Genomic DNA, 24968 nt, shown 5'->3' with positions numbered 1-24968 from the left:
AGTGCCTAGGGTGCACTGATGACCCCTGCGCACCCGCACCTCGTCTGGGACTGGAACGGCACCCTGCTCAACGACCTCAGCCTCGTGGTGTCGGCCACCAACGTGGTGTTCGCCAGCCTCGGCGGGCCGACCGTCACCCCCGATGAGCACCGGGTGCGGTTCCGCCGCCCGATCGCCGAGTACTACGCCGACGTGCTCGGTCAGGCCGTCGACGACGACGAGTTCGGCCGCCTGGACCGGATCTTCCACGACGCGTACCGCACCGGCCTGACCACCTGCGAGCTGGCCGCCGACGCGCGCACCGCGATGGCCGCCTGGCCGGGCAGTCAGAGTCTGCTCTCCATGTGGTTCCACGAGGAGTTGGTGCCGACAGTGCACACGTACGGGTTGACCGGCCACTTCACCCGGGTCGACGGGCTGCGGGCCACTGTCGGCGGCGACCGCAAGGCCGAGTCGCTCAAACTGCACCTGGCCGAGCTGGGCGTGGACGGCACCTCGGTGGTGCTGATCGGTGACTCCATCGACGACGCGGACGCGGCGACAGCTGTGGGTGGCCGCGCCGTGCTCTACACCGGCGGGTTCACCGACCCGGCCCGGCTGCGCGCCTCCGGTCACCCGGTGGCCGACACCCTCACCGACGCTGTGACACTTGCCCGACAGGTCAGTTCCGCAGGTAGGTGAGGACGGCCAGCACCCGACGGTGCTGCTCGGTGTCCGGCGGCAGGGTGAGCTTGGTGAAGATGTTGCGTACGTGCTTCTCCACCGCCCCGTCGCTGACCACCAGGGCGCGGGCGATGGCGGTGTTCGAACGCCCCTCGGCCATCAGCGCGAGCACCTCACGCTCGCGGGGGGTCAGCTCGCGCAGCGGGTCGTCGCGGCGACGTCGGGCGAAGAGCTGGCCGACCACCTCCGGGTCGAGCACCGTGCCGCCGGCCGCCACCCGGCGTAGCGCGTCCAGGAACTCGTCGATCGCGGCCACCCGGTCCTTGAGCAGGTAGCCGATCCCGCCGCCGGAGCCACCAGTGGTGGCGAGCAGATCATCGGCGTACGAGACCTCGACGTACTGGGAGAGCACCAGGATCGGGGTACGCGGCACCAGGCGGCGTGCCTCCACCGCCGCCCGGAGTCCCTCATCGGTGTGGGACGGCGGCATCCGGACGTCGACGATCGACACGTCCGGCTGGTGCGCCACCACCGCCTCGACAAGTGCGTCGCCGTCCCCGACGGCGGCCACCACCTGGTGCCCACTCTCGGTGAGCAACCGGACCAGCCCCTCCCGGAGCAGGACGGCGTCGTCCGCGATCACGATGCGCATGGCTGTGTTGTCTACCACGTCCGGCCCGCCGTGCGGGTGTGGCGCGGGGCTGGTCACAGCGGAAGCTCGGCCCGGATCTCGGTGGGGCCGCCGGGCGGGCTGACCACCACCAGCTCACCGCCGGCGGCCCGGACCCGGTCGGCGATCCCGGCCAGACCGTGACCCTTGGCGAGGTGGGCGCCGCCCTGCCCGTCGTCGCCGACCCCCACCTGGAGGTGGGCGCCGTGCCGGGCGACGGACACCGTGGCCTCGGTGGCCCGCGCGTGCTTGGCGACGTTGGTCAGCGCCTCGGCCACCACGAAGTACGCCGTGTTCTCCACAGCCGGGTCGAGTCGACCGGCCGGGGTGCCGAGCTGTGGATCGACCTGGAGCTCGATCGGGATCAGCCCGCGGGCGGCGATGGCGGCCAGGGCGCTGGGCAGACCCCTGTCGACCAGGATCGGCGGGGCGATGCCCCGGGACAGCGCCCGCAGTTCGGCCAGCGTGTCCCGGGTCTGGGTGACCGCCTCGTCGATGGTCCGACCGGCCGCCTCCGGGTCGGAGGCGAGCTGCATCCGGGCCCGGCTGAGGTCCATGGCCAGGCGGACCAGGCGCTGCTGCGGGCCGTCGTGGATGTCGCGTTCCAGCCTGCGCAGCGCGGACGCCTCGGCGGACACGGCGGCCCGCTTCTGCTCCTCGAGCACTGTGATCCGGTCGCGCATCTCGGCCACCCCGGTCAACATGGTCTTGGCGAAGCTGGCCTGCAACAGCGCGCAGCCCCGGACCACGATCGGCAAGGTGATCAGGAAGAACACCCCGAGCGCGGTGTTCAGGCCGATCCGGGCGGTGGTGGAGTCGCCCAGGCCGAGCAGTTGTGCCAGGTCCTGGTCGCCATCCCCGGACGAGCGGGGGAGCGCCCAGTCGTAGGCCCAGTAGAGCGAGCCGGCTATCGCGGCGGCCCACCAGGCCAGGGTCACCACGAAGGTGCCGATCGCCGCGATCAGGCGCAGGATGCCGTGGGCCAGGTCGAGCCACGACTGGGCGTCCCGGATCGGCACGAAGATCCGGCGCCAGGCGTTCGCGCCCGCCTCGGGCAGTCGGTAGTTGGGCCGGATCCGGGGCTGCCGGAGCACCGCGGCCATCCGTAGCCGCTCGATGTCGGCCAGGCCGCGGGCGGCGTACAGGGTGCCGCTGAGGATCGGTAGGCCGATCACTGTGACGACCAGGCCGATGCTCACCGAGAGGCCGACGATGAGGACGACGAAGCTGGCCACCGCCAGGGGCAGGCCGAGCAGTACGTAGCCGGAGTCGACGAAGAGTTGGCGGGGAATGCTCGGTGCCAGTGTCGGCTGGTCGGTGGTGGCGGCAACGGCGGTCATGCGAAAAGGCTAGGCATGCCGGGTTCCGGTCCCCATCCCGAAGCCCTGCCTCTCCCCCGTAGTGCTGCCCCTACCACCTGCGGAGCCGCCCCGATCCGGCCCGGCGCGGGATTGGTCAGAGAAGTCGGGATTGCGCAATAATCGGCCGGGCGGCGCGGGCGAAAGTCGCTAAATCGATCTTGCGGAATGGAGGAGCTGGTGGCGTCGCGGCGCGCAGCGACAAGATCGCGATTTGTGCACGTCTTCACAAGCGCCTACGCTGTGACTCCGACGCGCCCTGCTAGCACAGCCGGCATCCTCGGTCGCCAGCGGGAGTCCACAAGCGGCCGACCAGCGGAGTTGGCCGAGGATCGCACCGCACGGAGTCTCATGAGTCAGCACCGTCACCCAGGCGCGCCCGGCCGCGCCGGTGCCGTACCAGCGCTCCCGGATCTGCCCGAGGCCACCGTCGCTCGGCTCCCGGAATACCTGCGCGCGCTGCACAACCTCGCCGACACCGGGCACGAGACGGTCTCCAGCGAGGGCCTCTCCGCGGCCGCCGGCGTCAACTCCGCGAAGCTTCGCAAGGACCTCTCCCACCTCGGCTCGTACGGCACCCGTGGCGTCGGCTACGACGTCGCGCTGCTGATCGAGCAGATCGAGAATGTGCTCGGGCTCACCCAACGGCGGGCGGTCGCCCTGGTCGGCGTGGGTAATCTCGGTCACGCTCTGGCCGGGTACGACGGCTTCGCCGGCCGGGGCTTCCGGATCGCCGCACTGCTCGACGCCGATCCCTCCCGGGTCGGCGAAGAGATCAACGGGCTGGTGGTCAGGCATGTCGACGAGCTGGCGACGGTCGCCGCGGAGGAATCCCTCGCGATCGGCGTGATCGCCACTCCGGCCGCCGCCGCCCAGCAGGTCGCCGACCAGCTGGTCGCCGTGGGCGTGACGAGCATCCTCAACTTCGCGCCGTGCGTACTCTCGGTTCCGGAGGGGGTCGACGTGCGCAAGGTCGATCTCGCCATCGAGCTGCAGATTCTGTCCTTCCACGAGCACCGCAAGGCATCGCTGACCGCGCTGCCCGCCACCGGCGGGTCCGCTCTCACGGCCCTGCCGGGCGGGTTCGCGGCCACCGACACCCAGGAGGCGATCGGCACGTGAAACTGCTCGTCGTCGGCGCGTCCTACCGGACCGCCCCGGTCGCCACGCTTGAACAACTGGCCGTGCCTCCCGCCGACCTCACCCGCACCCTTGATCGCCTGATCGCCCAGCCCTACGTGGCCGAGGCGGTGATCGTCTCCACCTGCAACCGGGTGGAGGTCTACGCCGCCGTGTCCGGTTTCCACGGCGGGCTCGGCGACGTCTGCGCCATCCTGGCCGAGCAGGCCGGCAGCTCGCCGACGGCGCTCGCCAGCCACCTGTACGTGCACTACGACACCGCTGCCGTGGAGCACGTGTTCCGGGTCGCCACCGGTCTGGACTCGATGGTGGTCGGCGAGGCGCAGATCCTCGGCCAGTTGCGTGACGCGTACCACTGGGCCACCGGCGCCGACTCGGCCGGCCGCCTGCTGCACGAGCTGATGCAGCAGGCGCTGCGGGTCGGCAAGCGGGCCCACGCCGAGACCGGCATCGACCGCGCCGGCCAGAGCGTCGTCACCGCCGCGTTGGAGTTGGCCGCCGGGCACCTCGACGGCGATCTCGCCGGCCACCCGGCCCTGGTGGTCGGCGCCGGCGCGATGGGCTCGCTCGGGGTGGCCACGCTGTCCCGGCTGGGCGCCGGCCCGCTCACCGTCAGCAACCGGGGCGCCGACCGGGCCGTCCGGCTCGCCGAGTCGTACGGGGCGTCCGCCGCGCCGATGGCCCAGCTGACCGACACCCTCTCCACAGTGGACATCGTAGTGGCCGCCACCGCGTCCACCGAACCGGTCCTCACCCGGGCGGTGGTCAGCGCGGCGCTCGCCGAACGGGACCCGCTCCGGGGCCCGCTGGTCCTGCTCGACCTGGCCGTCCCGCGCGACGTCGGGGACGGGGTCGCCGAACTGCCCGGCGTCGAGGTGATCGACATCGACCGGATGGCGGCGTTGCTCGCCGACGGTCCGGCCGCCGCGGACGCCGCCGCCGTCGAACGGATCGTGCTCGGCGAGGTGGAGAGCTTCCTCACCTGGCTGCGCGGCGCCGACGTCGCACCGACCGTGGCCGCGCTGCGCGGCCGGGCCGACGACGTGGTCACCGCCGAGCTGCGCCGGCTCGCTCAGCGTCGCCCCGACCTCGGCGACGACCTGCGCGCCGAGGTTGCCCGTACGGTGCACCGGGTCGTGCAACGGCTGCTGCACCAGCCCACCGTCAAGGTCCGCCAGTTGGCCGCGGAGCCCGGCGGCGACCAGTACGCGGCCCTGCTGCGTGAGCTGTTCGACCTCGAGGTGCCGCAGACCTCCCCGGTGGACACCGTCCCGGACGTGCTGACCCCCGACCTCGGCATGGCACTGCCCGGCATCGACCCGGTGCCCGCAGCCGACGCCACCGAGCCCACCCCACCCACCGGAGGTGCGCGATGACCGCCCCCCTGCGCCTCGGTACCCGGGGCAGCGCCCTGGCGATGGCCCAGTCCGGTCAGATCGCCGAGGCGCTCACCGCCGCCACCGGCCGCCCGGTCGAGCTGGTCGAGGTGGTCACCGCCGGCGACCGTTCCAACGCGCCGGTACACCGGCTCGGCGTCGGGGTGTTCGTCTCCGCGCTGCGCGACGCGCTGACCGCCCGGACGATCGACTTCGCGGTGCACTCCTACAAGGATCTGCCCACTGCCGGCACGGCCGGGCTGCACATCGCGGCGGTGCCGGCGCGGCAGGACCCGCGTGACGCGCTGATCGCCCAGGGCGGGCGGACGCTCGCCGAGCTGCCGCCCGGCGCCACTGTGGGCACCGGCGCGCTGCGCCGCATCGCCCAGTTGCACGCCCTGGGGCTGCAACTGGAGGTCACCCCGATCCGCGGCAACATCGACACCCGCCTGGCGCGGGTGCTCGGCCCCGAAGCCGACCTCGACGCGGTGGTGCTGGCCCGGGCCGGGCTGGCCCGGATCGGTCGCACCGACGCGATCACCGAGACGCTCGACCCGATGCTCATGCTGCCCGCGCCCGCCCAGGGCGCCCTGGCAGTGGAGTGCCGGGTCGACGACCAGGACCTGGTCGAGCTGCTCGCGCTGCTCGACCACGCACCGTCGCGCGCCGCGGTCACCGCGGAACGCGCGTTGCTGGCGACCCTGGAGGCCGGGTGCAGTGCACCCGTCGCCGCCTACGCCGAACTCGCCGAAGGTGACGACGGCGATGAGATCTACCTGCGCGGGGCGGTGATCAGCCCGGACGGCACTCGTGACCTCCGGCTGTCCCGCACCGGAACGCCCGCCGACGCGGCGGAGATCGGTAAGGCACTCGCCGCCGAACTCCTCGACCTCGGCGCCGACTCGATCCTCGGCCACGAAGGACACACCGGCCCGGGGACCCAGCAATTTGGGAGCACAGAATGACCCGCACCCGTAAGCCTGTCGGCCGTATCGCGTTCGTCGGGGCCGGCCCCGGTGACCCAGGTCTGCTGACCCGTCGGGCGCACGACGCCCTGGTCGACGCCGACCAGGTGATCTACGACCGGGGAGTCCCGGAGTCGTTGCTCGCCGTCGTACGCGCCGAAGCCAGGGACGACGCCGAGTTCACCCCCGCCGAAGGTGCGCCGGGGGACGTGGCGAAGGTGCTGATCTCCGCGGCCCGTTCCGGGTTGAACGCGGTGCACCTGGTCGCCGGCGACCCGTTCGGCCACGACTCGGTGGTCAAGGAGGTGCAGGCGGTGGCCCGCACCGCCGCCCACTTCGAGGTGGTGCCCGGCGTCGGTCAGGCCGAGGGTGTGGCCACCTACGCGGGTGTTCCGCTGCCGGGTGTGCGTACCGCCGCCGACGTCGAGGACGTCAGCGCACTCGACTTCGAGGCACTGGCCGCGGCCGTCGGCCGGGGTTCGCTCGCGCTGGCGGTGGACGCCGGTGACCTCGCCGCCGTCCGGGACGGGCTGCTCTCCGCCGGGGTCGACGGCACCACAGGCGTCGGGGTGACCGGCGACGGCACCGGCGAGACCCAGTACACGACCACGTCGACGGTGGACAGCTTCGTGGCCGCCGCGCTCGGCTTCACCGGCCGGGTGGTGCTCACCGTCGGTGTCGGGGTGGGTCAGCGCGACAAGCTGAGCTGGTGGGAGAACCGCCCGCTGTACGGCTGGAAGGTGCTCGTACCCCGGACCAAGGAGCAGGCCGGCGCGATGAGCGCCCGGCTGCGCGCGTACGGTGCGATCCCCTGTGAGGTGCCGACCATCGCGGTCGAGCCGCCGCGTACCCCGGCGCAGATGGAGCGGGCGGTCAAGGGCCTTGTCGACGGCCGGTACGCCTGGGTGATCTTCACGTCGGTGAACGCGGTCCGCGCGGTCTGGGAGAAGTTCGCCGAGCACGGCCTGGACGCCCGGCACTTCGGCGGCGTCAAGATCGCCTGCATCGGTGAGGCGACCGCGGACGCGGTCCGCGCGTTCGGCATCCAGCCGGAGCTGATCCCCGCCGGGGAGCAGTCCTCCGAGGGGCTGCTCGCCGAGTTCTCGCCGCACGACGAGATCCTCGACCCGGTGGGCCGGGTGCTGCTGCCGCGCGCCGACATCGCCACCGAGACGCTCGCCGCCGGGCTCACCGAGCGGGGCTGGGAGGTCGACGACGTGACCGCGTACCGGACGGTGCGGGCCGCGCCGCCGCCCGCCGAGATCCGCGACGCGATCAAGTCGGGCGGGTTCGACGCGGTGCTCTTCACCTCGTCCTCCACCGTGCGCAACCTGGTCGGCATCGCCGGGAAGCCGCACGCCCGGACCGTTGTTGCCGTCATCGGGCCCAAGACGGCGGAGACCGCTACGGAGTTCGGCCTGCGGGTCGACGTCCAGCCGCCGCACGCCTCGGTGCCCGACCTGGTGGAGGCGCTCGCCGCCTACGCCGTCGAGCTGCGCGAGAAGCTGGCCGCCATGCCGGCCAAGCAGCGCCGTGGCTCGAAGGTGCAGGGCCCGACCGCCCTGCGCTTCCGGTAGTCGTTCGAGGAGGGCCTGCCATGTCGTACCCCGAGACCCGGCCCCGCCGGCTGCGCCGCACCCCGGCGATCCGCCGGCTGGTGTCCGAGACCCGGGTCGACCCGGCCGAGCTGGTCGTGCCGATGTTCGTCAAGGAGGGGCTCACCGAGCCCCGCGCCATCGGGTCGCTCCCGGGAGTGCTCCAGCACTCCCGGGACTCGCTGCGCAAGGCGGCGGCCGAGGCCGTCCAGGCCGGCGTCGGCGGGATCATGCTCTTCGGGGTGCCGGAACGGCGGGACCCGACCGGCTCCGGCGGCATCGACCCGAACGGCATTCTCAACGTCGCCATCCGTGACGTGGTCTCCGAGGTGGGCGACAGCACTGTCGTGATGAGTGACCTGTGCCTTGACGAGTTCACCTCGCACGGGCACTGCGGGGTCCTCACCCCCGACGGTGAGGTCGACAACGACGCCACCCTCGCCGCGTACGCCGAGATGGCGGTGGCCCAGGCCGCCGCCGGGGTCGGCATGGTCGGGCCGTCCGGGATGATGGACGGCCAGGTCGGTGTGGTACGCAAGGCGCTCGACGCCGCCGGACACCAGGACGTCTCGGTGCTGGCGTACGCCGTGAAGTACGCCTCCGCCTTCTACGGCCCGTTCCGGGAGGCGGTGGAGTCGGCGCTTGAGGGCGACCGACGCACCTACCAGCAGGATCCGGCCAACCTGCGCGAGTCGCTGCGCGAGGTGGCGCTCGACGTCGCCGAGGGCGCCGACCTGGTGATGGTCAAGCCGGCGCTGCCCTACCTCGACGTGGTGTCGGCGGTGCGGGCCGCGGTGGACGTCCCGGTCGCCGCCTACCAGGTCTCCGGCGAGTACGCGATGGTAGAGGCCGCCGCCGCGAACGGCTGGATCGACCGGGAACGCGTGATGCTGGAGACGCTCACCTCGATCAAGCGGGCCGGCGCGCAGATCATCCTCACCTACTGGGCGGTCGAAGCCGCCGGTCTGCTCCGCCAGCGTTACTGACCGATTCCGCCGGTTCCGCCGGGGTGGCCGCCTCGTCGGCAGACGCGACGGCGGCCGGGAGCCTCCGGCTGGTCAGCCAGGCGAGCGCCAACAGCACGGCCGACACCGCAAGCGCGAGTCGGGTGGCCTGCGCCAGTTCCGGCGCGAAGCCGAGCCGGCTGGCCGGGTCGAGCCGGTTGGCGGCAGTGATGCCCCCGCCGCCCAGGCTCGGGGCGAGCCGGTCCGCCAGCCAGGTAAGGGTGGCGGCGATCAGCGCCGTGCCGGCCGCGACCGAGGTGTGCGACACGGTGGTCAGCATCGTGGAGCCGGACGGCAGGTCGTCGGGCGGAAGTGACCGGCTGGCCGCTGTCATCGTCGGCATCAGCGTCGCGCCCATGCCCAGGCCGATGACCGCACCAAGCGTGGCCAGCAGCGGGTACGACGTGTCGGCGTCGAGCACCAGCACCCGGGCCACAGTGCCGGCCACCGCGGTGGCGATGCCCAACCCGACCACCCGCCGCGCCGAGACGCGATCGACGAGCCGGGTCGCGACCTGGAGCATCAACCCGGTGGTCAGCGCCTGCGGAATGCCGATCACCCCGGCCAGGGTGGCCGAGTCACCGCGTACCACCTGCACGTAGGCCGGAATGATCAGGAACGAGCCGAAGTACCCGGCGGCGAAGAACGCCACTGTCGCCGCGCCGGGAGTCATCCCCGGCGCGCGCAGCACGGCCAGGCGCAGCAGTGGTTGCCGCACCCGGCCGGACCGCCAGGCGAAGGTGACCACCAGTAGGACGCCGAGCACGAGCGGCAGCAGCACGGACACGGTGACGACCTCGCCCCGCTCGCCGGTGACGCTGAGCCCGTACACCGCAAGTGCCAGGCCGGGGCAGAGCAGCAGCAGCCCGACGACGTCCAGCCGGACCGGTGGTCGTCGCGGGTCGGCGACCGGCAGCACCGACCGGCCGAGCAGCAGCGCCAACAGCCCCACCGGGAGGTTGATCCAGAAGATCCACCGCCAGGACGCGTGATCGAGCAGCAGCCCACCCAGCACCGGCCCGATCAGGGGCCCGACCAGCACCGGAAGGCCGAGCAGGCTCATCATCCGTCCGCGCCGTCCCGGTGGCACCGCGGCGAGCGCGACGGCCATCCCGACCGGGTTGAGCAGTCCGCCACCCAGCCCTTGGAGCACCCGGAACGCGATGAGCGACCCGACGCTCCAGGCGGCCCCGGCCAGCACCGAGCCGGCGGTGAACAGCAGCAGCGCGGTCAGGTAGGTGCGGCGGGCGCCGAAGCGGCCGATCGCCCAGGCGGCGGTGGGCATCACCGCGACCAGGGCCAGCGCATAGCCGCTGGTGACCCAGCCGATCGTGGTGAGGTTGGTGTCGAGGTCGTCGATCAGCCTGGGCAGGGCCACCACGGTGACCGTGGTGTCGATCACCGCGAGCAGCCCACCAAGGGTCAGGTACCAGCCGAGCCGTCGTGCGGACGCGTCCATGTCGCGGCTCAGGCCCGAATCCGGCGGGCGGTGCGCAGCGCCTCGGCCCACCAGGCCAGCTCGCTGAGCGTGGCGTCGGCGGCCTGCCGCAGCGGCTCGTCGTCGACGAGCCGGCCGGCGGCGTCGAGTCGCTCCCACGGTGACCGGAGCACCACCCCGGAGCGGGTCGTGGCGGCCTGCACCTCGGCGAAGACCAGCCGGAGCTGCTCGACAGCGCGGATGCCGCCGGAGCCGGCGCCGTACGACACGAAGGCCACCGGCTTGCGGGCCCACTCCCGGTAGTGCCAGTCGATGGCGTTCTTCAGGGCGGCCGGGAAGCTGTGGTTGTATTCGGGTGTCACCACCACGAACGCGTCGGCGGCGGCCAACCGGGCGCTGATCGGGCTTGCCGAGTTGCCCCCGGGAGGGGTGTCGGCGAACGGCAGCGGCACCTCGGCGAGGTCGACGAGGTCCAGGTCGAGGTCCGCGCGGCGGCTGGCGTGGGCGACGAACCAGTCGGCGATCGAGCGGCCCACCCGAGGCTGCCGGACGCTCCCGACGAGCACGGCGACTGTCGGCGGAACGGTGTCCTCTTGCGTAGTCATGCCTCGCACGCTAGGACTTGAACAAATGGTGAAGTCAATGGCTGCGGGGAAGTGGCGATGGGCACGTTGACGGTCGGCGAGGTGGCCCGGGAGAGCGGGGTGAGCGGCTCCGCCGTGCGGTTCTACGAGCGGCAGGGCCTGATCGCGGCGGCCCGCACCGGCGGCAACCAGCGGCGGTTCGACGCCGACGCGGCCTGCCGGATCAGGGTGGCCCGGGTGGCCCAGCGCGTCGGCCTGACCGTCAACGAGATCCGCGACCTGCTCGCGGCCCTGCCACCCGACCCTCAACTGGCCGACTGGCAGGGCCTGCACGATCGGCTGACCGCCGAGGCCGAGCGGCGCATCCGCGACCTGCACGCGGCACTTGACGACATCGGCTCCGGTCGCCGGCTCTGCGACCTCTGACCCCGCCCGGTCCGCAGTCCGCTGATCGTCGCCCGCGCGCCCCGACGATCAGGGCAGGTGCCCCGGCTGGTCGACCACGGCCATCCGGATGACGGCGGCAAGCAGCTCACTGACCCAGGCCCAGGCCCAGGCCCAAGGCCCGCCCAAGGCCCGCCCAAGGCCCAAGGCCCGAGGCCCGAGGGCCACCCTGACGTCCTTTGCTCTGCTTCAGCGGAGGCAACGCTAAGAGCCTCACGCTGTCGCCTCCGTTGAAGCAGAGCAAAGGATGCGTCGGGGGTGCGGCGAGCCCCTGAGCCGGCCAGTTTTCCACAGGGTTATCCACAGGGGTTGAGAGGCGGGTCTCGACCGAGAATGGTTGTCGGATGGCTTCCGCACTCGTTCCTCCTCCGCCATCCGGCCCGACCGTCGGGCGGTTTCCCATCACCGGCCTGGTTCGGCGGGCCCGCCGGATGAAGGGGTTGGGTCAACGCCAGATGGCCCGCTTCGCCAAGGTCTCACCGTCGACAGTGGGCAAGGTCGAGGCCGGCAGTCTGACACCGAGTCTGGCGGTGCTGGAGCGCCTACTCGGTGCGGCCGGGCTCTATCTGGTGGTGGTGGACCAGGAGGGCCGGGTGATTCGACCGATGGCCGACCGCGACGACGTTCACGACGGCGCCGGACGCCGCTACCCCGCCCACCTCGATACCATCCTCGATCCTGAGCCGGGGGAGTGGTGGGGGGACATCTACGGTCTGGCACGGCCACCGGAGACTTACCACCGCAGCTCGGCGGACCGCGAGGCGCGGCGCCGACGCAGCCAGTGGGAGGTGCGGGTCGCGCAGCATCGGCACCTGCCGCCGCCCCCGATCATCGACGAATACTACTGACATCGCGAACGGCCCACCCTCCGGGGAAACCGGACGGTGGGCCGTCAGCGCCGTCGTTCAGTCGTCGTTGGTGATGGTGCCGACCGCGAGCGGGTCGGCAAGCCGCAGGCCGGGCACGCCGGCCACCAGCAACGTCAGTTTCTCGTCCGATTCCCGCTTCCGGTCACCGCGCACGGTCACCGGGAAGGCGACCGACGTCTGGCCGGCGGCCAGCACCCGACAGCCGGCGTACGGCTCGAAGTCCGAGCCGGCCTGCGCCGTGAGACCGACGGTCGCGGCGCAGAGCAGCACCGGCTGCGACAGCGGCCGGGACACGGTCGCGGTGAAGGTGAGCTGACGGGTGCCCTGATCGCCCTCGACCACCGACGTGTCGGCGACTGTCAACGATGCCCGGGACCGGAACCGGGCCACCTGCGGGTCGTGGTCGCTGGAACCCCGCGACCCGTCACCGGTGAACTCGGCCGGCCAGTCGGCGTTGATGTGCGCCGCCCGCACCTGCACCAGATCGCCGTAGAACGCGTCGTTGACGAACAGGTGATCGAGTGTCTGGGCCTGCCCCTCGAAGCTGTACGAGTACGCCGACGCGGGCACCTCCGCGACCAGGTTGTCCCACAGGTTGTGCAGACCCGCCTCGTAGAGCGGCGCGAGCTGGTCCGATGGCGTGGGTTGCGCGCCGGTGGCGATGGGATCGTCCGGGCGGGGGAAGACGTTCAGGTCCCCGCCGTAGACCACCCGGGCGTCCTGGTCGGCCGCCTCGATCGCGGTGACGATCGCCGCGCCGTAGCGTGCCTGCTCCCGCCGCTGCCCGATCCGACCGTCCGGACCGGAGGAGTAGTGGTTGCTCAGCGCGTACAGGGTGAACCGCTCGGTCGAACCGGGTGCCGCGGCCACGCTGAACTTGCCCAGCTGGGGTGCCCGGGTGAAGACGTTGTTCCCGTCCTTGCCGGTAGACGTGTCCACGTCGGCCGGCAGCACCGCGTTGAGGGCCTTGGGGTTCTGCACGTCGGCGTTGCCTGGCAGACCTGCGGCGCGGTACTGCACGGTCGGCGTCGCGCCCAGCAGCGGGTCGCTCGCCGTCGCGGCCTCCAACGACAACCGGTCGGTGCGGTACAGGAACGCTGCGGTGATCCCGCGGGCGTCCGCGCCGGTCCGGTCATAGGCGGCGGCGTACGCCGGCCCGCCGGTCGCCGCCACCCTGAGCGCCAACTCCTGGATGCTGTCCGGAGCGCCGTCTGCGTTGTTGGTGTCGCCGCAGGCCAACGCAGCACCGGAGACCGTGCAGATGTCCTGGTCCTCGGCCTCCTGCACCAGGATCAAATCGGGCGCGTGCAGATCCTTGACGATCTGGTCGGCGAGTGCGCCGAGCTGTTGCTGGTACTCCGCCTCGCTGCTCGGTACGTAGTCGAACGGCGGGTCCACACCCGGGCAGCCGGCGTTACCTGTGAAGTCACAGCCGTCGAACGGGTCGTCGCGGTAGTCGTACAGGTTCTCCACGTTGTAGGTGGCGACGGCCACCTCCTGCGACCGGTCGGCGGGCTTCGGCGGGTTGTTCTTCGACGGATCGGCCCCGGCGGCGAACTCGGCCCGCTCGACCTGGACGCCGTACTTCTCAAACGAGTAGTAGACCCCGCCTACCGCGTCCGCGCCGAGCGTGTCGAAGGTGTGCGCGGGCGGCAGCAGCGCGGCGCTGTCCCCGGCGGTGGCCTTCACGCCCATGCTGCCGAGCAGCGTCCGGTGACCGTTGCCGTCATCGAAGCGGCGGGTCGGGTCGTTGTCGAGCGGGTGCGAGTCCCGGAAGACCCGCCGGGCGTACGGGTCGGCGCGGTCCAGCAGCGGGTCGTCCCGGTCGACCACCCACAGCTCGGCGTCGGCGGTGGAGGAGAAGACGTCCCGTCCGCTCACCGCGCCGCTGCCCGCGCGTACCCGCATCCGGGCACCCTCGTGCCGCTCCCAGAAGCGCAGCGCGGCGGTCAGCTCGGCCGGCGGCACCGCGTCGGTCACCGCGACCGTCGAGTCCACGTTCAGACCGGTGGCGATCCGGCGGACCAGCGACGCGCCGGAGAGTTGGGTGAAGTTGTAGTACTCGGACACCCGGGCGCGGAGCACCACCTCGTCGCCGACGGTCGGGACGTAGCCGCCGACCAGCGAGGTGAACCCGCCCATGAACACGAAGATCCCGTCGGAACTTGTCGGGTCGTCGTCGGTGTCGCCGGTCCGACTTTGCAGGAAGAAGCCGTGCTGATCCGCGCCGGCCGACGTGCGGGCCAGCGTCAACTGGGTGATGACGCCCCGCACGTCGTACAGCGTGCTGCTGGTGCCGTTGCCGCTCGCTGGTGCGAGCGGCGACCGGTCGGCGGGGCCGGACTCGGTGTCGGTGGTCGGACCCTGCACCTCGCCGACGGTCAGCTCCCGGGTCACCTGCACGGTGAGTGCGCAGGTGGCCGTGCCGGCGTCCGCGTCGGTGGTGGTGAGGATGACGGTGTACGCCCCGGCGGCGAGGTCGGCGCTCGCGCCGATGGTGGCACGGGCGGTGCCTCCGACGCCCTCGGCCGGGGTGAACGCGGTGCGGGTGACCGAGCCGGCGGACGGGGTCGGGCTGACCGAGGTCACCGCCAGGTCGACAATCGTGTCGTCGGGGTCGGTGCCGGTGACCTCCCGGCTCGCCGCCGTGCCGGCGCTCGTGACGAGCGGGCCGCCGCAGGTGAGCGTCGCCGGGACGTCGACCGGGCCGCCGCCGTCCACGGTGTGCGCGCCGAGGCCGTCGAGGGTGTCGACCGGGAAACCGGCCCACTGTGCGGCGGTGTCGAACGCGTCAGTCGGATCGGTGTCGCCGCTGGTCACGGCCGGCAGCCGGCGCAGGGTGTTGTCAGCGGTGCTGGTGACGCCCGCGCCCCACTCGGTGCCCGGGTCGACGCCGACCTGCCCGATCGAGTCGAGGACCGTGCTGCCCCGGAGCAGCACTACCGCGTCGTCACCGTTGAACAGGCTGGCCCCGGTGGTCTGGTCGGCCTGGGCGAGGATGGCGGCCCCGGCCGAGGCGCTGGCGAACACGAACACGTCACCGGCGGACACGGTCCCGGTCAACGCGATGGTGGTGGCCGTGGTCGAACCGTTGAAGTAGAGCTGGAGGCGGTAACCGCCGGCGGTGAGGTCGACCGGGGTGCCGGTGCCGTTGAACAGCTCGATCGCCTTGTTGTTCGACGAACCCTCGACGTACTCGGAGATGAACAGGTCGGTGGGCGCGGCGCTGGCCGCGGTGGGTGCGACGCCGAGCGCCGTGATGGTCACGGCGGCGGTGGCGGTCGCGAGCGCGGCGATTGAGCGGCGCTGACGCATGGGGCCTCCACGATGGGTGGATGGGGGTCAACGCACGTTAAGGTGCCCGATGGGCCACCGTCCATCCCCTAGTGGACAGTTTGGTGAATTCCCTCAGCGGGGCGGATCGAGTCGGTGCACCAGCTCAGCGACGTCGACGCTGTATTCGCACCACTCGCGGTCCGGTCGGTAGCCCAACTCGGCGTTGACCTTCAGCATCGCCTCGTTGGCCTGCGCGTTCCAGGTCTGCACCTCGATCAGCTCCGGCTCGGCGGAGCGCAGCTCAAGCAGCATCCGGGCCTTGATGGCCCGATCGATGCCGTAGCCCCGGTGGTCCTGCGCGACGATCGTGTCGTACTGGTCGGCGCGGGTCGGGTGCTGCGCGGGCACCACCACCTCGGTCAGGCCGGCCACCTCGCCGCTCTGCTCGTGTCGGGCGAGCACGATGTACGGTTTCATCCCCCGCCGGTGCAGGGTGTCGAGGCTGTCGCGCAGCCGCTCCGGCTCGTAGGAGCTGGGCCGGAGCTCCCCGTCGTCGACGTCACGCACCTCGGCCTTCGCCCGCGCGTACGCCTCGATCAGGTCGTCCGGCGGCCCGCCGGGGAAGAACTCCAGGTGGTAGCCCGCCGCGATGCCGGTGGCCATCTGCGTCAGCTCGGCCCAGTCGACAGCGGTCAGGTCGAGCACGCTGCGCGTCTCCACGTACTCCCTGATGAAGCCGAGCGACTCGTAGAAGGCCACCGCCGGCGTGTCGCCGACCACCTCCACCCCGATCGACTGGAAGCCCTCCTGGTAGACCCGGCGGGCGGCGCGCAACACCAGGTCACGACCGAGACCGCCGCGCCGGACCGACGGGTGCACAAGCACCTCGAGTACGCCGATGTCACCGAGGAGCAGCACGTGAACCTGGCCGAGCACCGCGCCCGGATCACCGGGACCGGTCGGCTCGGCTTGGGCGATCCACGAGATCCGCCGTTCGCCGGGCATCACCTCGGCGAGGTATTCGCGCAGTGAGGTCTCCCGCCACGGCGGATCCTGCGGCAGATCGGCCGCCAGCACCGCGTTCAGCGTGACAAGCAGCGACGCGATCTCGGCGGACGACGCGGTCCTGGGGTCCCACTCGCGCACCATCACCCGTCTAGCTTGCCGCTAACAGAGGCCCGGGGGAAGTGTCCAGTTCTCCAACGTATCGAGACGATCACTTCACGGGCGACTGGCCCGTCCGTACCGGTTGGCGGTGTCGTAGACGTCCTGGGCGTACCGGCGTACATCGTTGTAGGACAGGATCGCGTTCCACCAGTCGGTCGGGATGCTCAGGTTGCGACCACCCTTGCAGAGGTAGTTGCCCGCGGCCAGGGCGGCGTCGTCCAGGTCGTGCGGGTCCTTGACCCCGTCGTTGTCGGCGTCCGCGCCGATCTCCTGCCAGGTGGTCGGGATGAACTGCATCGGCCCGATCGCCCGGTCGAGGGTCAGGTCACCGTCGAGCACCCCACGGTCGGTGTCGATGATCCGCATCCGGCCGTCCTTGCCGTCCAGCGGCAAGCCGATGATCTTCGGGAGCGCCTTGCCGTCCTGTCCCAGGCGCGCGCCGTTGGCGGAGCCGTGCCCCGATTCGACCTGCCCGATCGCGGCCAGCGTGGTCCAGCTCAGCGCGCAACTGCGGTTGGTCTGGGCGAGCATCAGCTCGGCGTAGCCGTACGCCTGCATGGCGACGGCCGGAATGTTCACCTTGGCGCCAACCTGCTGGGCCCAGCCGGCCAGGGCGTCCGACGGCCGCCCGCCGCCCCCCGGCCCGATGCCGGGGCTGCTGGGCAGTCCGCTACCGGGCAACCCGCCGCTCGGTAGTCCACCGCTGGGCAACGGGCCGGTGGGTAGCCCGCCGCTGGGTAGCCCGCCACCCGGTGGTCCGCCGCTGGGCACCGGGCCGGTGGGCAGGCGGGGCGGCACCCCGGGCGGCACGGTGGGCGTGCCGGAGGCATCGGCAGCGACCGGGTGGGGTGCGCGGATCGTGGCCGGCACGAGCAGGGCGCCCGCCGCACCGGTTGTGGCCACCAGCGCCAGCAGGAAGAGGCCGGGCAGGGTGAGCCGACCACTCGGTCGGCGGGACCAGGCCCGAGTCGCGCGGACGGCCGAGGCGGCCACCTGACGCGGCGGTAGCCGTACCGCGTGCGCGAACGGCACCCGCCGCCGCCGGGCGGGATCGGATGCCGGCACGGCGGACAGTTCGTCCACACTGGTCTTCGCCAGCTCCGCGACGCCCACGGTGCCGGTCTTCGCGTCGTCGGCGGGTGCGTCGGCTTTCGTGCCGTCGGCAGGCCCGCTGGGTTTCGCATCGTCAACGGGTGCGCTGGGTTTCGTGTTGTCGGTGGGTGCGGCGGTCCCGGGGGCCGACACCTGCGTGTCGGCACTGCCCTCGGCGACCGGCGCGGGCTTGCCCGGGCCCTTCGTGTCGGCGCCGGCCGCACCCGCGTCCGAGCCGGACCTGGTGGCGTCGGTCGGGCCGGAAGCGGTGGTGTCGGTCGGGCCGGACGTGGTGGCGGGTGTGGTAGGCGTACTCGTGGTCCGGCTGCTCAGCCAGGGCCGGCGGGGGCGGGGCACCGCCCGCACCGGGTCGGGCGCGGCCCCCGAGCCCTCGAGTGGCCCGTCCAGCGGCGCGGCCGGTCGTAACGGTTGCACACGCGTGTCGTCCTCGCCGTCCACCACCCGTCGAGTATCACCCATCGTCCGCCGGACGTCAGTTCCCCGTACCCTGGCTGCATGCCCCGGTACGAGTTCCGCTGCCGCGCGTGCGGCGACACATTCGAGGTCAACCGTCCGATGGCGGCGGCCGCTGACCCGGCCGCCTGCCCCCAGGGACACGCCGACACGGTCAAGCTGCTCTCCGCGGTCGCGGTGACCGGCCGCGGTGGGGTCGCCGGTGGCGCCCCGCCATCCGCCGGTGGTGGGTGCTGCGGGGGCAGCTGCGGCTGCTGATCGGAGCAATTCGCCGCCACCTGGTGGGCTGTCCTTGCCGGGAACGGGCCCGAGTGGCACTTTGAGGCGGCATCTGCCCGACCGTTCTCACGATGCGTTACCGCTCGGACTCAGGCAGCATGAACCCGACGTCACGGGCGGAGGTTCCACGCATGTCGCCACGGATCCAGCTCCCGAGCGGTTGGGTGACCTTCGTGTTCACCGATATCGAGGGCTCGACCCGGCTGGCCCAGCTGCTCGGTCCGGACTACCGCCCGGTGCTCGCCGAGCACCGCCGGCTGCTGCGCCGGACATTGGCCAGCACGGGTGGCGCGGAGCTGCTGACCGAGGGCGATTCGTTCTTCCTGGCCTTCGAGGACGCGGCAGCGGCGCTGACCGCCTGTCTGACCGCCCAGCGGGCGCTGTCCAACCACGACTGGCCGACCGCCGAGGCCGCACCCCGGGTGCGGATGGGCCTGCACACCGGCTACGCCGAGCCGCGCGACGGCGACTACGCCAGCCCCGAGGTGCACCGGGCCGCCCGGGTGGCCGCCGCGGCGCACGGCGGGCAGGTGCTCTGTTCGGCGTCGACCGCCCGTCGGGCCGAACCGTTGCCACCCGGTGCGACCCTGCTCGACCTCGGCCTGCACCGGCTGCGCGGCTTCGACGACAGGGAACGGCTGTTCCAACTGGTCGCGCCGGGCCTGGAGCGGCAGTTCCCGCGCCCCCGCACCGCCGACGCGGTGGCGCACAATCTGCCGACCCAGGTGACGTCGTTCGTCGGTCGGCAGACCGAGCGCGTCGAGTTGGGCCTGCTGGTGCGGCAACACCGCCTGATCACGGTGCTCGGCGCGGGCGGGGCGGGCAAGACCCGGCTCGCTGTGGAGTTGGCCAGCGGAGTCGTCGAGGCGTACCCGGATGGGGTGTGGTTCGTCGACATCGCCGCGGTGACCGACCCGGGGTTGGTGGCGTTCGCGATCGCCGCGGTGCTCGGCCTGCGACCCGAGCCGGGCCGGCCGATGCTTGACACCCTCGTCGAGTACGCGGCGGGCCGCCGCATGCTTGTCGTGCTGGACACCTGTGACACCCAGCCGGCCGCCTGCGCGGAGGTGATCGCGCGGCTGTTGTCCGGCGGGAGTGGCGTGCGGGTGCTGGCGACCAGCCGCGAGTCGTTCAGCCTGCCCGGCGAGGTGGTGTGGCGGATCCCGCCGCTCTCGGTCGACCCGCAGGCGGACGGTGCGGAGAGCGACGCGGTGGCGCTCCTGCTGGACCGTACGGCGGCGGCGCGTGGCGGCCGACGACCCGACCCGGCCGAGTCGGCCGACCTCCGCCGGGTGGTGCAGCGGCTGGACGGGTTACCGCTCGCCATCGAGCTGGCCGCCGCCCGGCTGCGGGTGCTCTCCGTCGGGCAGCTCGCGGAGCGTCTGGACGATGTGCTCGGCACCCTTGACGCGGGTCGGGAGGACCCGGACCCGCCGCCGGTGGAGCGCGGTTGGTCCGGCAACCAGCAGGACACCGTGGACCTGGTCGCCGCGGCGTCCGGGGCGTCGCCGCCCACCGCGGCGAGCAGGGCGGTGCAGCGGTCGGCCACGGAACGGCACCTGACCATGCAGGCCACCGTCACCTGGTCGTACCGGACGCTGGGCCCTCGGGCCGCGCGCCTGCTGCGGTGGCTGTCGGTCTTCGCCGGGCCGGTGGACCTGGCGACGGTGGAGTGGCTGCTCGGTGACGACCCGCTGGACCCTCTCTCGGTGCTTGTGGACAAATCGATGGTGTTGGCCGAGCCGCGGGCCACCGGCAGCACCTACCGGATGCTCGACCCGATCCGGGCGTACGCGGCGCGGCGGCTGGCTGAGGCGGGTGAGGAGCAGGCCGCCCGGAATCGGCATGTGGCCTGGTCGGCCCATGCGGTGGACCGGGCCCACCTGGGTCAGGACGGCCGTCCGGTGACGCTGTCGCTGTATGCCCTCGACCCGTTGGCCGGGGAGGTACGCGCCGCGTTGCGCTGGTGCGCCACCGGCGGCAGCGCCCGCGCCGGTCTCGGTCTGGCCGGCGGCCTGGACCAGTGGTGGCTTGAGCGGGGCCTGGCCCGGGAGGGGCGGCTGTGGCTGTTCCGGTTGTACGGGCGGATCGCCGAGACGGGTGAACGGATCCCGGAGGCGGAGCTGGCGGCGGTCTACCACATGCATTCGCTGCACGCCGGCGCGGACGGTGAGTTCGCCGAGGAGCTGCGCTACTCCCAGCGGGCGGAGGCGGCTGCCCGGCAGGCCGGCGATGCCGGGCTGCTGGCCCGGGTGCTCGCCGGTCGGGCGGCACCGCTCGTGGACATGGGGCAGTTCGTCGAGGCCGAGCGGGTGTGCCGGGAGGTCATCGACTGGGCGCACGGGCAGGACGTGATCGGTGAAGCACTGTTGGCGGTGTTCAGTCTGGCCGAGCTGCTCTGGCTGCGGGGTGCCCTGTCGGAGGCGGCGGACCTGCTGGGAGCGGTCCGTCCGGTGGAGGCGGCCCGCCCGGTGGAGCGGGGTCGGCGGTCGGTCGACATGCTGCTCGGGATGGTCGCGCTGGCCCGGGGTGATGTGATCGCAGCGCATGAGCACCTGTTGGTGGCGCTGCGTTCGCGGATGGGCCACGGCTACCACGGTCGGGCGTGTGACACGTTGAACGCGGTAGCGGTGCGCTGCGCGATCGGTGGGGACCGGTTGACCGCGGCCCGCCTGTTCGGGGCGGCGCAGGCCACCCGGGCGAGCATGCGCGCCACCCCGGGGATCTACGGCGGCTACTGGGCCGACCAGCAGGCCGAATTACGCGCGCAGTTGGGCGACGCGGTGTTCGACGACGCGTACGGCGAGGGCGCCGAGTTGGGGTTGGACGAGGCCGCGGCGCTGGCCCTGGACGTGGAACACCCCGACCTGGCGGCCGATTCCACCCGCTTCAGCACCGGCCTGTCCCAGCCCGCCCCCCGCCGCCCCGCCGACCCCGACCGCCATCCCGCCACCCGAACCGAACGCGCCTAACCCCCCGGACCCTGACCCCCACCCCCCAGAGCCCGGCCGGCCCGCCGTCCCCCGTTGTTGATCATGAAGTTATTGCTGCGACACGCCGAGGCGAGTGGCAATAACTTCATGATCAACGAGGGGCGGCGGGGGCGGGGGCGGGGCGGGGGCGGGGACGTCGGTGGACCAGTTGAAGTTGTAATCGGCCCAGGGAGCCCGAATGCCCCGGACGCGCGAGGCGTCCGGGGCATGCCGAGCGGCGGTCAGCGCAGCACGAATGCCGGCGGGCTCGTGGGGCTCTCGTTTGCCGACCGGTCCAGCGCGGTCAGCTGGTAGGTGTAGTGCCGGCCGGGCTCGGCCGAGGTGTCCACCCAGGACTGGGCGCCGCCGGGGGTGGCCCGGACGGTGCCGACCAGGTGCGCGGCGTCGGCGGTGGCGCACCGGCCGGGCAGGGCGGTGCCGTCGAACCGGTAGATCGCGTACGAGGTGGCGGTGCCGAGCGGGCCGACGCCGTCAGCGGGCTGCCGCCAGGTGAGCCGGACCCCGTCGGTCTGCCGGGTCGCCTTGGTGACCACCGGGAAGAGCAGCGGCCGGGCCGGCAGGTGGGGCATGGCCGGCACCAGCGCCGGGCGGGAGTAGTGCTCACCCGCGTAGATGTCGGTGGCGCCGAGCCGGTTGGCCCGCACCTGGACGGCGGAGAAGTGCACGTTGCCCTGCACCTCCGGGTACGACCGGTTGAGCGTCAGGTGGTCGGACAGCTCACGCGGGTTCTGCCAGTACGGCCCGTACGCCGGGTCGCCGCTCTTGTAGTCGGCCTGCCCGATGTAGAGCTGCACCCGGGTGCCGCGCACCGTCTCGGCCCACCACGGCACGAGCCGCGCGTAGTCGGCCGCCGGGTACTGGCCGATGTACCAGTAGAGCTGCGGCACCACGTAGTCGATCCACTCCTGCTTGATCCACTTCCGGGTGTCGGCGGAGATGATGTCGTACGACTGGCTGCCGGTGGTGTCCGAGCCGAGCGGGTCGGCGGTCTTGTTGCGCCAGATGCCGAACGGGCTGACGCCGAACTTCACCCACGGCTTCGCCGCCTTGATCTTGCCGTTCATCTCCTGGATCAGCAGGTTGATGTTGTCCCGCCGCCAGTCGGCCCGGTCGGTGAAGCCCCGGTTGTACGCGGCGAAGGCGGCGTCGTCGGGCACCTGGTAGGTGCCGCTGGGGTAGGGGTAGAAGTAGTCGTCGAAGTGGACACCGTCGATGTCGTACCGCTTGACCGCGTCCATCATGGCGGTCTGCACGAACTCGCGTACCTCGGGGATCCCGGGGTTGTAGTAGAGCCGGCTGCCGGCCACGCCGGCCGGCGGGTAGGCGAAGGTCCAGTCGGGGTGCTGCTGGGCCGGGTGGCCGGGGGCGAGTTGGGCGAGGTCCGCGCCGGCGCCGCCGGGGGCCGGCATGGACACGCGGTACGGGTTGAACCAGGCGTGGAACTCCAGGTTCCGCTTGTGTGACTCGTCGACCAGGAAGGCCAGCGGGTCCCAGCCCGGGTCCTGGCCGCGTACCCCGGTCAGGTATTCCGACCAGGGCTCGTACGGTGAGGGCCAGAGCGCGTCGGCGGTGGGCCGGACCTGCACCACGACGGCGTTGTGGTTGAGCCGCCCGGCCAGGTCGAGCAGTTCGCGGTACTCGGCCTGCTGGGCCGCGATCCGGTCCGGGCTGCTCTGGGACGCCTTGCTGGGCCAGTCGATGTTGACCACCGACGAGATCCACATGGCCCGGAACTGCCGTTTCGGGGTGGCCGGGTCGGTGGCGCAGGTGGCGGTGGTGGTGCCGGCCGCGTCGGGGGTGGCGCTCGCGGGGGTGATGGTGACCAGGGTGCCGAGCAGGGCGGCGGCCAGTCCGGCCGCGCCGAGACGAATTGCCTTCATGCGGTGTGTCCCTTCGGTGGGGCTCCCGTGTGATCAGCGCGACAATCGGCAAGATCTGCCGATGTATATGTATCGCTGGTAGGAAATTTTCACACCCGGCTCAGAACCGCAAGGGTTCGTGGTTGACAGTTCGCGTCGCTGGGTAGCAACGCCGGTCACCGGCCGCCACGAGCGGTGGTCGCGTGGTGGGAGGGGTGAGCGCATGTCAGTGCTGCGCACAAAACCGATCAAGGACGTGATAGCCCAGGGTGAGGCGGACGGCAGCGATGGCCAGCTCGGGCTGAAGAGACGGCTCGGCGCTGTCGACCTCACCGGCTTCGGCATCGGCATCGTGATCGGCACCGGCATCTTCACCCTCACCGGTATCGAGGCCCGCGACAGCGCCGGACCGGGCGTGGTGATCTCCTTCGCCATCGCCGGAGTGGTCGCTTTGCTCGCCGCGCTCTGCTACGCCGAACTGGCCTCCAGCGTGCCGACCGCCGGCAGCGCCTACACCTACGCGTACGCCACGATGGGCGAGATCGTCGCCTGGATCATCGGCTGGGACCTGCTGCTGGAGTTCGCACTCGGCGCCGCAGTGGTGGCCCGAGGCTGGTCCGGCTACCTCGCCGAACTGCTCGACCTGCCGACCCGGTGGTTCGGCGAGGAGGGCAGCACTGTCAACCTCGGCGCCATCGCCATCGTGCTGATCCTCGGCGTCGTGGCGATCGTCGGCATCCGGGAGTCCGCCCGGATCACCAACCTGCTGGTGCTGGTCAAGGTGGCCATCTGCGTATTCGTGGTGGTGGCCGGTCTGTTCTTCGTCAAGGCCACCAACCTCACCCCGTTCATTCCGCCGGCCGAGCCCGCGGGCAGCGGCGACGACGGCATCAAGCAGCCGGTCACCCAGGCCCTCTTCGGGCTGGAACCGTCGGTCTTCGGCTTCGTCGGGGTGCTCAGCGCCGCAGCAGTGGTCTTCTTCGCGTACACCGGCTTCGAGGCCGTCGCCAACCTGGGCGAGGAGACGCGCAAGCCCAAGCGGGACCTCACCCTGGGTCTGCTCGGCACGCTGCTGATCTCCACAGTGCTCTACATCGGCGTCTCGCTCGTGGTGGTCGGGATGGTGCCGTACACCGAGATCGACAGGGGTGCCCCGATCGCGTCGGCCTTCGAGGCGGTCGGCGCGGGGTGGGCGGCGGTGCTGGTTTCCATCGCCGCGGTCGCGGGCCTGACCAGCGTCATCCTGGTCGACCTGGTGGCGATGGGCCGGATCGGCTTCGCCATCGCCCGGGACGGGCTGATCCCGCCGTCGATCGCCAAGGTGCATCCGCGCTGGGGCACCCCGTACCGGATCTCGGCGATCATGACGCTGGCGGTCGCGCTGCTGGCCGGCTTCCTGCCGCTGTCCGCGCTTGCCGACCTGGTCAGCATCGGCGCGCTCTGCGCGTTCGTGCTGGTGTCGATCGCCGTGCCGATCCTGCGCCGCAAGCGGCCGGACCTGGAGCGGCCGTTCCGGGTGCCGTTCTCCCCGGTGCTGCCGATCGTCTCCGCGCTTGCCTGCTTCTACCTGATGCTCAACCTGTCGGTGGAGACCTGGCTGCGGTTCCTGGCCTGGATGCTGCTCGGCGCGATCATCTACTTCGGTTACGGCTACCGCCGCAACCGACTGGCCCAGCACGAACCGGCAGTTGCCCCAACCCCCCGCGAACCCACCGCCTGAGC

At 72.2% G+C, this 24968-nt stretch carries 19 protein-coding genes; 11 read left to right on the top strand and 8 right to left on the bottom strand.

The features are described from left to right. The first annotated feature begins 18 nt into the window (after positions 1-18). Positions 19-681: an HAD hydrolase-like protein gene (locus AB0B85_RS13030; RefSeq protein WP_357406678.1), complete on the top strand. Its 663-nt coding sequence runs from the start codon at positions 19-21 to the stop codon at positions 679-681. Here the strand turns inward: AB0B85_RS13030 and AB0B85_RS13025 are convergent. Both AB0B85_RS13025 and AB0B85_RS13020 read right to left on the bottom strand, forming a co-directional pair. Continuing rightward, positions 662-1315, bottom strand: coding sequence for a response regulator transcription factor (locus AB0B85_RS13025; protein WP_357406676.1), 654 nt, complete (start codon positions 1313-1315; stop codon positions 662-664). The two genes, AB0B85_RS13030 and AB0B85_RS13025, sit on opposite strands and share 20 nt — an antisense overlap. A gap of 53 nt (positions 1316-1368) precedes the next feature. Further along, a complete protein-coding gene (locus AB0B85_RS13020) occupies positions 1369-2673 on the bottom strand; it encodes a sensor domain-containing protein (RefSeq protein ID WP_357406673.1) in 1305 nt (434 codons plus the stop codon). A gap of 369 nt (positions 2674-3042) precedes the next feature. On the opposite strand from AB0B85_RS13020, the gene AB0B85_RS13015 reads away from it, so the two are divergent. Genes AB0B85_RS13015 through hemB form a run of 5 tightly spaced genes read left to right on the top strand, consistent with a single transcriptional unit; the run spans position 3043 to position 8753 of the window. Continuing rightward, complete coding sequence (locus AB0B85_RS13015) at positions 3043-3813, top strand: redox-sensing transcriptional repressor Rex (protein WP_357406671.1); 771 nt, start codon at positions 3043-3045, stop codon at positions 3811-3813. Beyond that, the gene (locus AB0B85_RS13010; RefSeq protein WP_357406669.1) at positions 3810-5207 is read left to right on the top strand and encodes a glutamyl-tRNA reductase; all 1398 of its coding nucleotides are present in this window, start codon (positions 3810-3812) and stop codon (positions 5205-5207) included. Before AB0B85_RS13015 ends, AB0B85_RS13010 begins: the two co-directional genes overlap by 4 nt. Continuing rightward, positions 5204-6172, top strand: a complete 969-nt coding sequence (hemC, locus tag AB0B85_RS13005; RefSeq protein WP_357406667.1) for a hydroxymethylbilane synthase — start codon at positions 5204-5206, stop codon at positions 6170-6172. The genes AB0B85_RS13010 and hemC overlap by 4 nt, the downstream gene beginning before the upstream one ends. Next, entirely contained in the window at positions 6169-7749 is a 1581-nt protein-coding gene (locus tag AB0B85_RS13000; protein ID WP_357253884.1) for a uroporphyrinogen-III synthase, read from the top strand. Before hemC ends, AB0B85_RS13000 begins: the two co-directional genes overlap by 4 nt. Before the next feature lie 20 nt (positions 7750-7769). Then, positions 7770-8753 carry a porphobilinogen synthase gene (gene hemB / locus AB0B85_RS12995; protein ID WP_357406665.1) on the top strand — a complete coding sequence of 328 codons (984 nt, stop codon included), beginning with the start codon at positions 7770-7772 and terminating at the stop codon, positions 8751-8753. On the opposite strand, the gene AB0B85_RS12990 is transcribed toward hemB, so the two are convergent. After that, positions 8704-10230 (bottom strand): DHA2 family efflux MFS transporter permease subunit, encoded by a 1527-nt coding sequence (locus AB0B85_RS12990; RefSeq protein WP_357406663.1) that lies wholly within the window; start codon positions 10228-10230, stop codon positions 8704-8706. The genes hemB and AB0B85_RS12990 overlap by 50 nt on opposite strands. Positions 10231-10238: 8 nt before the next feature. Continuing rightward, positions 10239-10814 (bottom strand): NAD(P)H-dependent oxidoreductase, encoded by a 576-nt coding sequence (locus tag AB0B85_RS12985; RefSeq protein ID WP_357406661.1) that lies wholly within the window; start codon positions 10812-10814, stop codon positions 10239-10241. A 57-nt stretch (positions 10815-10871) separates the two neighbouring features. On the opposite strand from AB0B85_RS12985, the gene AB0B85_RS12980 reads away from it, so the two are divergent. Together AB0B85_RS12980 and AB0B85_RS12975 are read left to right on the top strand one after the other, a co-directional pair. Further along, on the top strand, positions 10872-11219 hold the full coding sequence (locus tag AB0B85_RS12980) for a MerR family transcriptional regulator (protein ID WP_357406658.1): 348 nt from the start codon (positions 10872-10874) through the stop codon (positions 11217-11219). A gap of 362 nt (positions 11220-11581) precedes the next feature. Continuing rightward, complete coding sequence (locus AB0B85_RS12975; protein ID WP_357406657.1) at positions 11582-12085, top strand: helix-turn-helix transcriptional regulator; 504 nt, start codon at positions 11582-11584, stop codon at positions 12083-12085. 57 nt (positions 12086-12142) lie between these two features. On the opposite strand, the gene AB0B85_RS12970 is transcribed toward AB0B85_RS12975, so the two are convergent. The 3 genes from AB0B85_RS12970 to AB0B85_RS12960 all read right to left on the bottom strand — a co-directional run bounded on the left by AB0B85_RS12970 (position 12143) and on the right by AB0B85_RS12960 (position 18103). After that, entirely contained in the window at positions 12143-15421 is a 3279-nt protein-coding gene (locus AB0B85_RS12970; protein ID WP_357406655.1) for a lamin tail domain-containing protein, read from the bottom strand. A gap of 93 nt (positions 15422-15514) precedes the next feature. After that, on the bottom strand, positions 15515-16531 hold the full coding sequence (locus AB0B85_RS12965; RefSeq protein WP_357406769.1) for a GNAT family N-acetyltransferase: 1017 nt from the start codon (positions 16529-16531) through the stop codon (positions 15515-15517). A gap of 72 nt (positions 16532-16603) precedes the next feature. Continuing rightward, positions 16604-18103 (bottom strand): lytic murein transglycosylase, encoded by a 1500-nt coding sequence (locus AB0B85_RS12960; RefSeq protein WP_357406653.1) that lies wholly within the window; start codon positions 18101-18103, stop codon positions 16604-16606. A gap of 54 nt (positions 18104-18157) precedes the next feature. Between AB0B85_RS12960 and AB0B85_RS12955 the strand changes: the two genes are divergently transcribed. After that, complete coding sequence (locus AB0B85_RS12955) at positions 18158-18373, top strand: zinc ribbon domain-containing protein (RefSeq protein WP_357406651.1); 216 nt, start codon at positions 18158-18160, stop codon at positions 18371-18373. 152 nt (positions 18374-18525) lie between these two features. Continuing rightward, on the top strand, positions 18526-21366 hold the full coding sequence (locus AB0B85_RS12950) for an adenylate/guanylate cyclase domain-containing protein (protein ID WP_357406649.1): 2841 nt from the start codon (positions 18526-18528) through the stop codon (positions 21364-21366). A 242-nt stretch (positions 21367-21608) separates the two neighbouring features. On the opposite strand, the gene AB0B85_RS12945 is transcribed toward AB0B85_RS12950, so the two are convergent. Further along, entirely contained in the window at positions 21609-23267 is a 1659-nt protein-coding gene (locus tag AB0B85_RS12945; RefSeq protein ID WP_357406647.1) for a family 10 glycosylhydrolase, read from the bottom strand. Between the two features lie 202 nt (positions 23268-23469). On the opposite strand from AB0B85_RS12945, the gene AB0B85_RS12940 reads away from it, so the two are divergent. Beyond that, entirely contained in the window at positions 23470-24966 is a 1497-nt protein-coding gene (locus tag AB0B85_RS12940; protein WP_357406645.1) for an amino acid permease, read from the top strand. Positions 24967-24968: the final 2 nt, after the last annotated feature.

The organism is Micromonospora sp. NPDC049044, from assembly GCF_040649215.1.
Taxonomy (GTDB): domain Bacteria; phylum Actinomycetota; class Actinomycetes; order Mycobacteriales; family Micromonosporaceae; genus Micromonospora.
The sequence above is the reverse complement of the archived record's forward strand: the minus strand, read 5'-3'. Positions and strand labels throughout refer to the sequence as shown.

What these genes read in the sequence shown, in the direction of transcription:
- AB0B85_RS12945 (WP_357406647.1), bottom strand. Translation starts at nt 23,267, where the DNA reads ATGAAGGCAATTCGTCTCGGCGCGGCCGGACTGGCCGCCGCCCTGCTC.
- AB0B85_RS13020 (WP_357406673.1), bottom strand. Translation starts at nt 2,673, where the DNA reads ATGACCGCCGTTGCCGCCACCACCGACCAGCCGACACTGGCACCGAGC.
- AB0B85_RS13015 (WP_357406671.1), top strand. Translation starts at nt 3,043, where the DNA reads ATGAGTCAGCACCGTCACCCAGGCGCGCCCGGCCGCGCCGGTGCCGTA.
- AB0B85_RS12980 (WP_357406658.1), top strand. Translation starts at nt 10,872, where the DNA reads ATGGGCACGTTGACGGTCGGCGAGGTGGCCCGGGAGAGCGGGGTGAGC.
- hemB (WP_357406665.1), top strand. Translation starts at nt 7,770, where the DNA reads ATGTCGTACCCCGAGACCCGGCCCCGCCGGCTGCGCCGCACCCCGGCG.
- AB0B85_RS12970 (WP_357406655.1), bottom strand. Translation starts at nt 15,421, where the DNA reads ATGCGTCAGCGCCGCTCAATCGCCGCGCTCGCGACCGCCACCGCCGCC.
- AB0B85_RS12985 (WP_357406661.1), bottom strand. Translation starts at nt 10,814, where the DNA reads ATGACTACGCAAGAGGACACCGTTCCGCCGACAGTCGCCGTGCTCGTC.
- AB0B85_RS13030 (WP_357406678.1), top strand. Translation starts at nt 19, where the DNA reads ATGACCCCTGCGCACCCGCACCTCGTCTGGGACTGGAACGGCACCCTG.
- AB0B85_RS12975 (WP_357406657.1), top strand. Translation starts at nt 11,582, where the DNA reads ATGGCTTCCGCACTCGTTCCTCCTCCGCCATCCGGCCCGACCGTCGGG.
- AB0B85_RS12940 (WP_357406645.1), top strand. Translation starts at nt 23,470, where the DNA reads ATGTCAGTGCTGCGCACAAAACCGATCAAGGACGTGATAGCCCAGGGT.
- AB0B85_RS12950 (WP_357406649.1), top strand. Translation starts at nt 18,526, where the DNA reads ATGTCGCCACGGATCCAGCTCCCGAGCGGTTGGGTGACCTTCGTGTTC.
- AB0B85_RS12955 (WP_357406651.1), top strand. Translation starts at nt 18,158, where the DNA reads ATGCCCCGGTACGAGTTCCGCTGCCGCGCGTGCGGCGACACATTCGAG.
- AB0B85_RS12965 (WP_357406769.1), bottom strand. Translation starts at nt 16,531, where the DNA reads ATGGTGCGCGAGTGGGACCCCAGGACCGCGTCGTCCGCCGAGATCGCG.
- hemC (WP_357406667.1), top strand. Translation starts at nt 5,204, where the DNA reads ATGACCGCCCCCCTGCGCCTCGGTACCCGGGGCAGCGCCCTGGCGATG.
- AB0B85_RS13025 (WP_357406676.1), bottom strand. Translation starts at nt 1,315, where the DNA reads ATGCGCATCGTGATCGCGGACGACGCCGTCCTGCTCCGGGAGGGGCTG.
- AB0B85_RS12990 (WP_357406663.1), bottom strand. Translation starts at nt 10,230, where the DNA reads ATGGACGCGTCCGCACGACGGCTCGGCTGGTACCTGACCCTTGGTGGG.
- AB0B85_RS13000 (WP_357253884.1), top strand. Translation starts at nt 6,169, where the DNA reads ATGACCCGCACCCGTAAGCCTGTCGGCCGTATCGCGTTCGTCGGGGCC.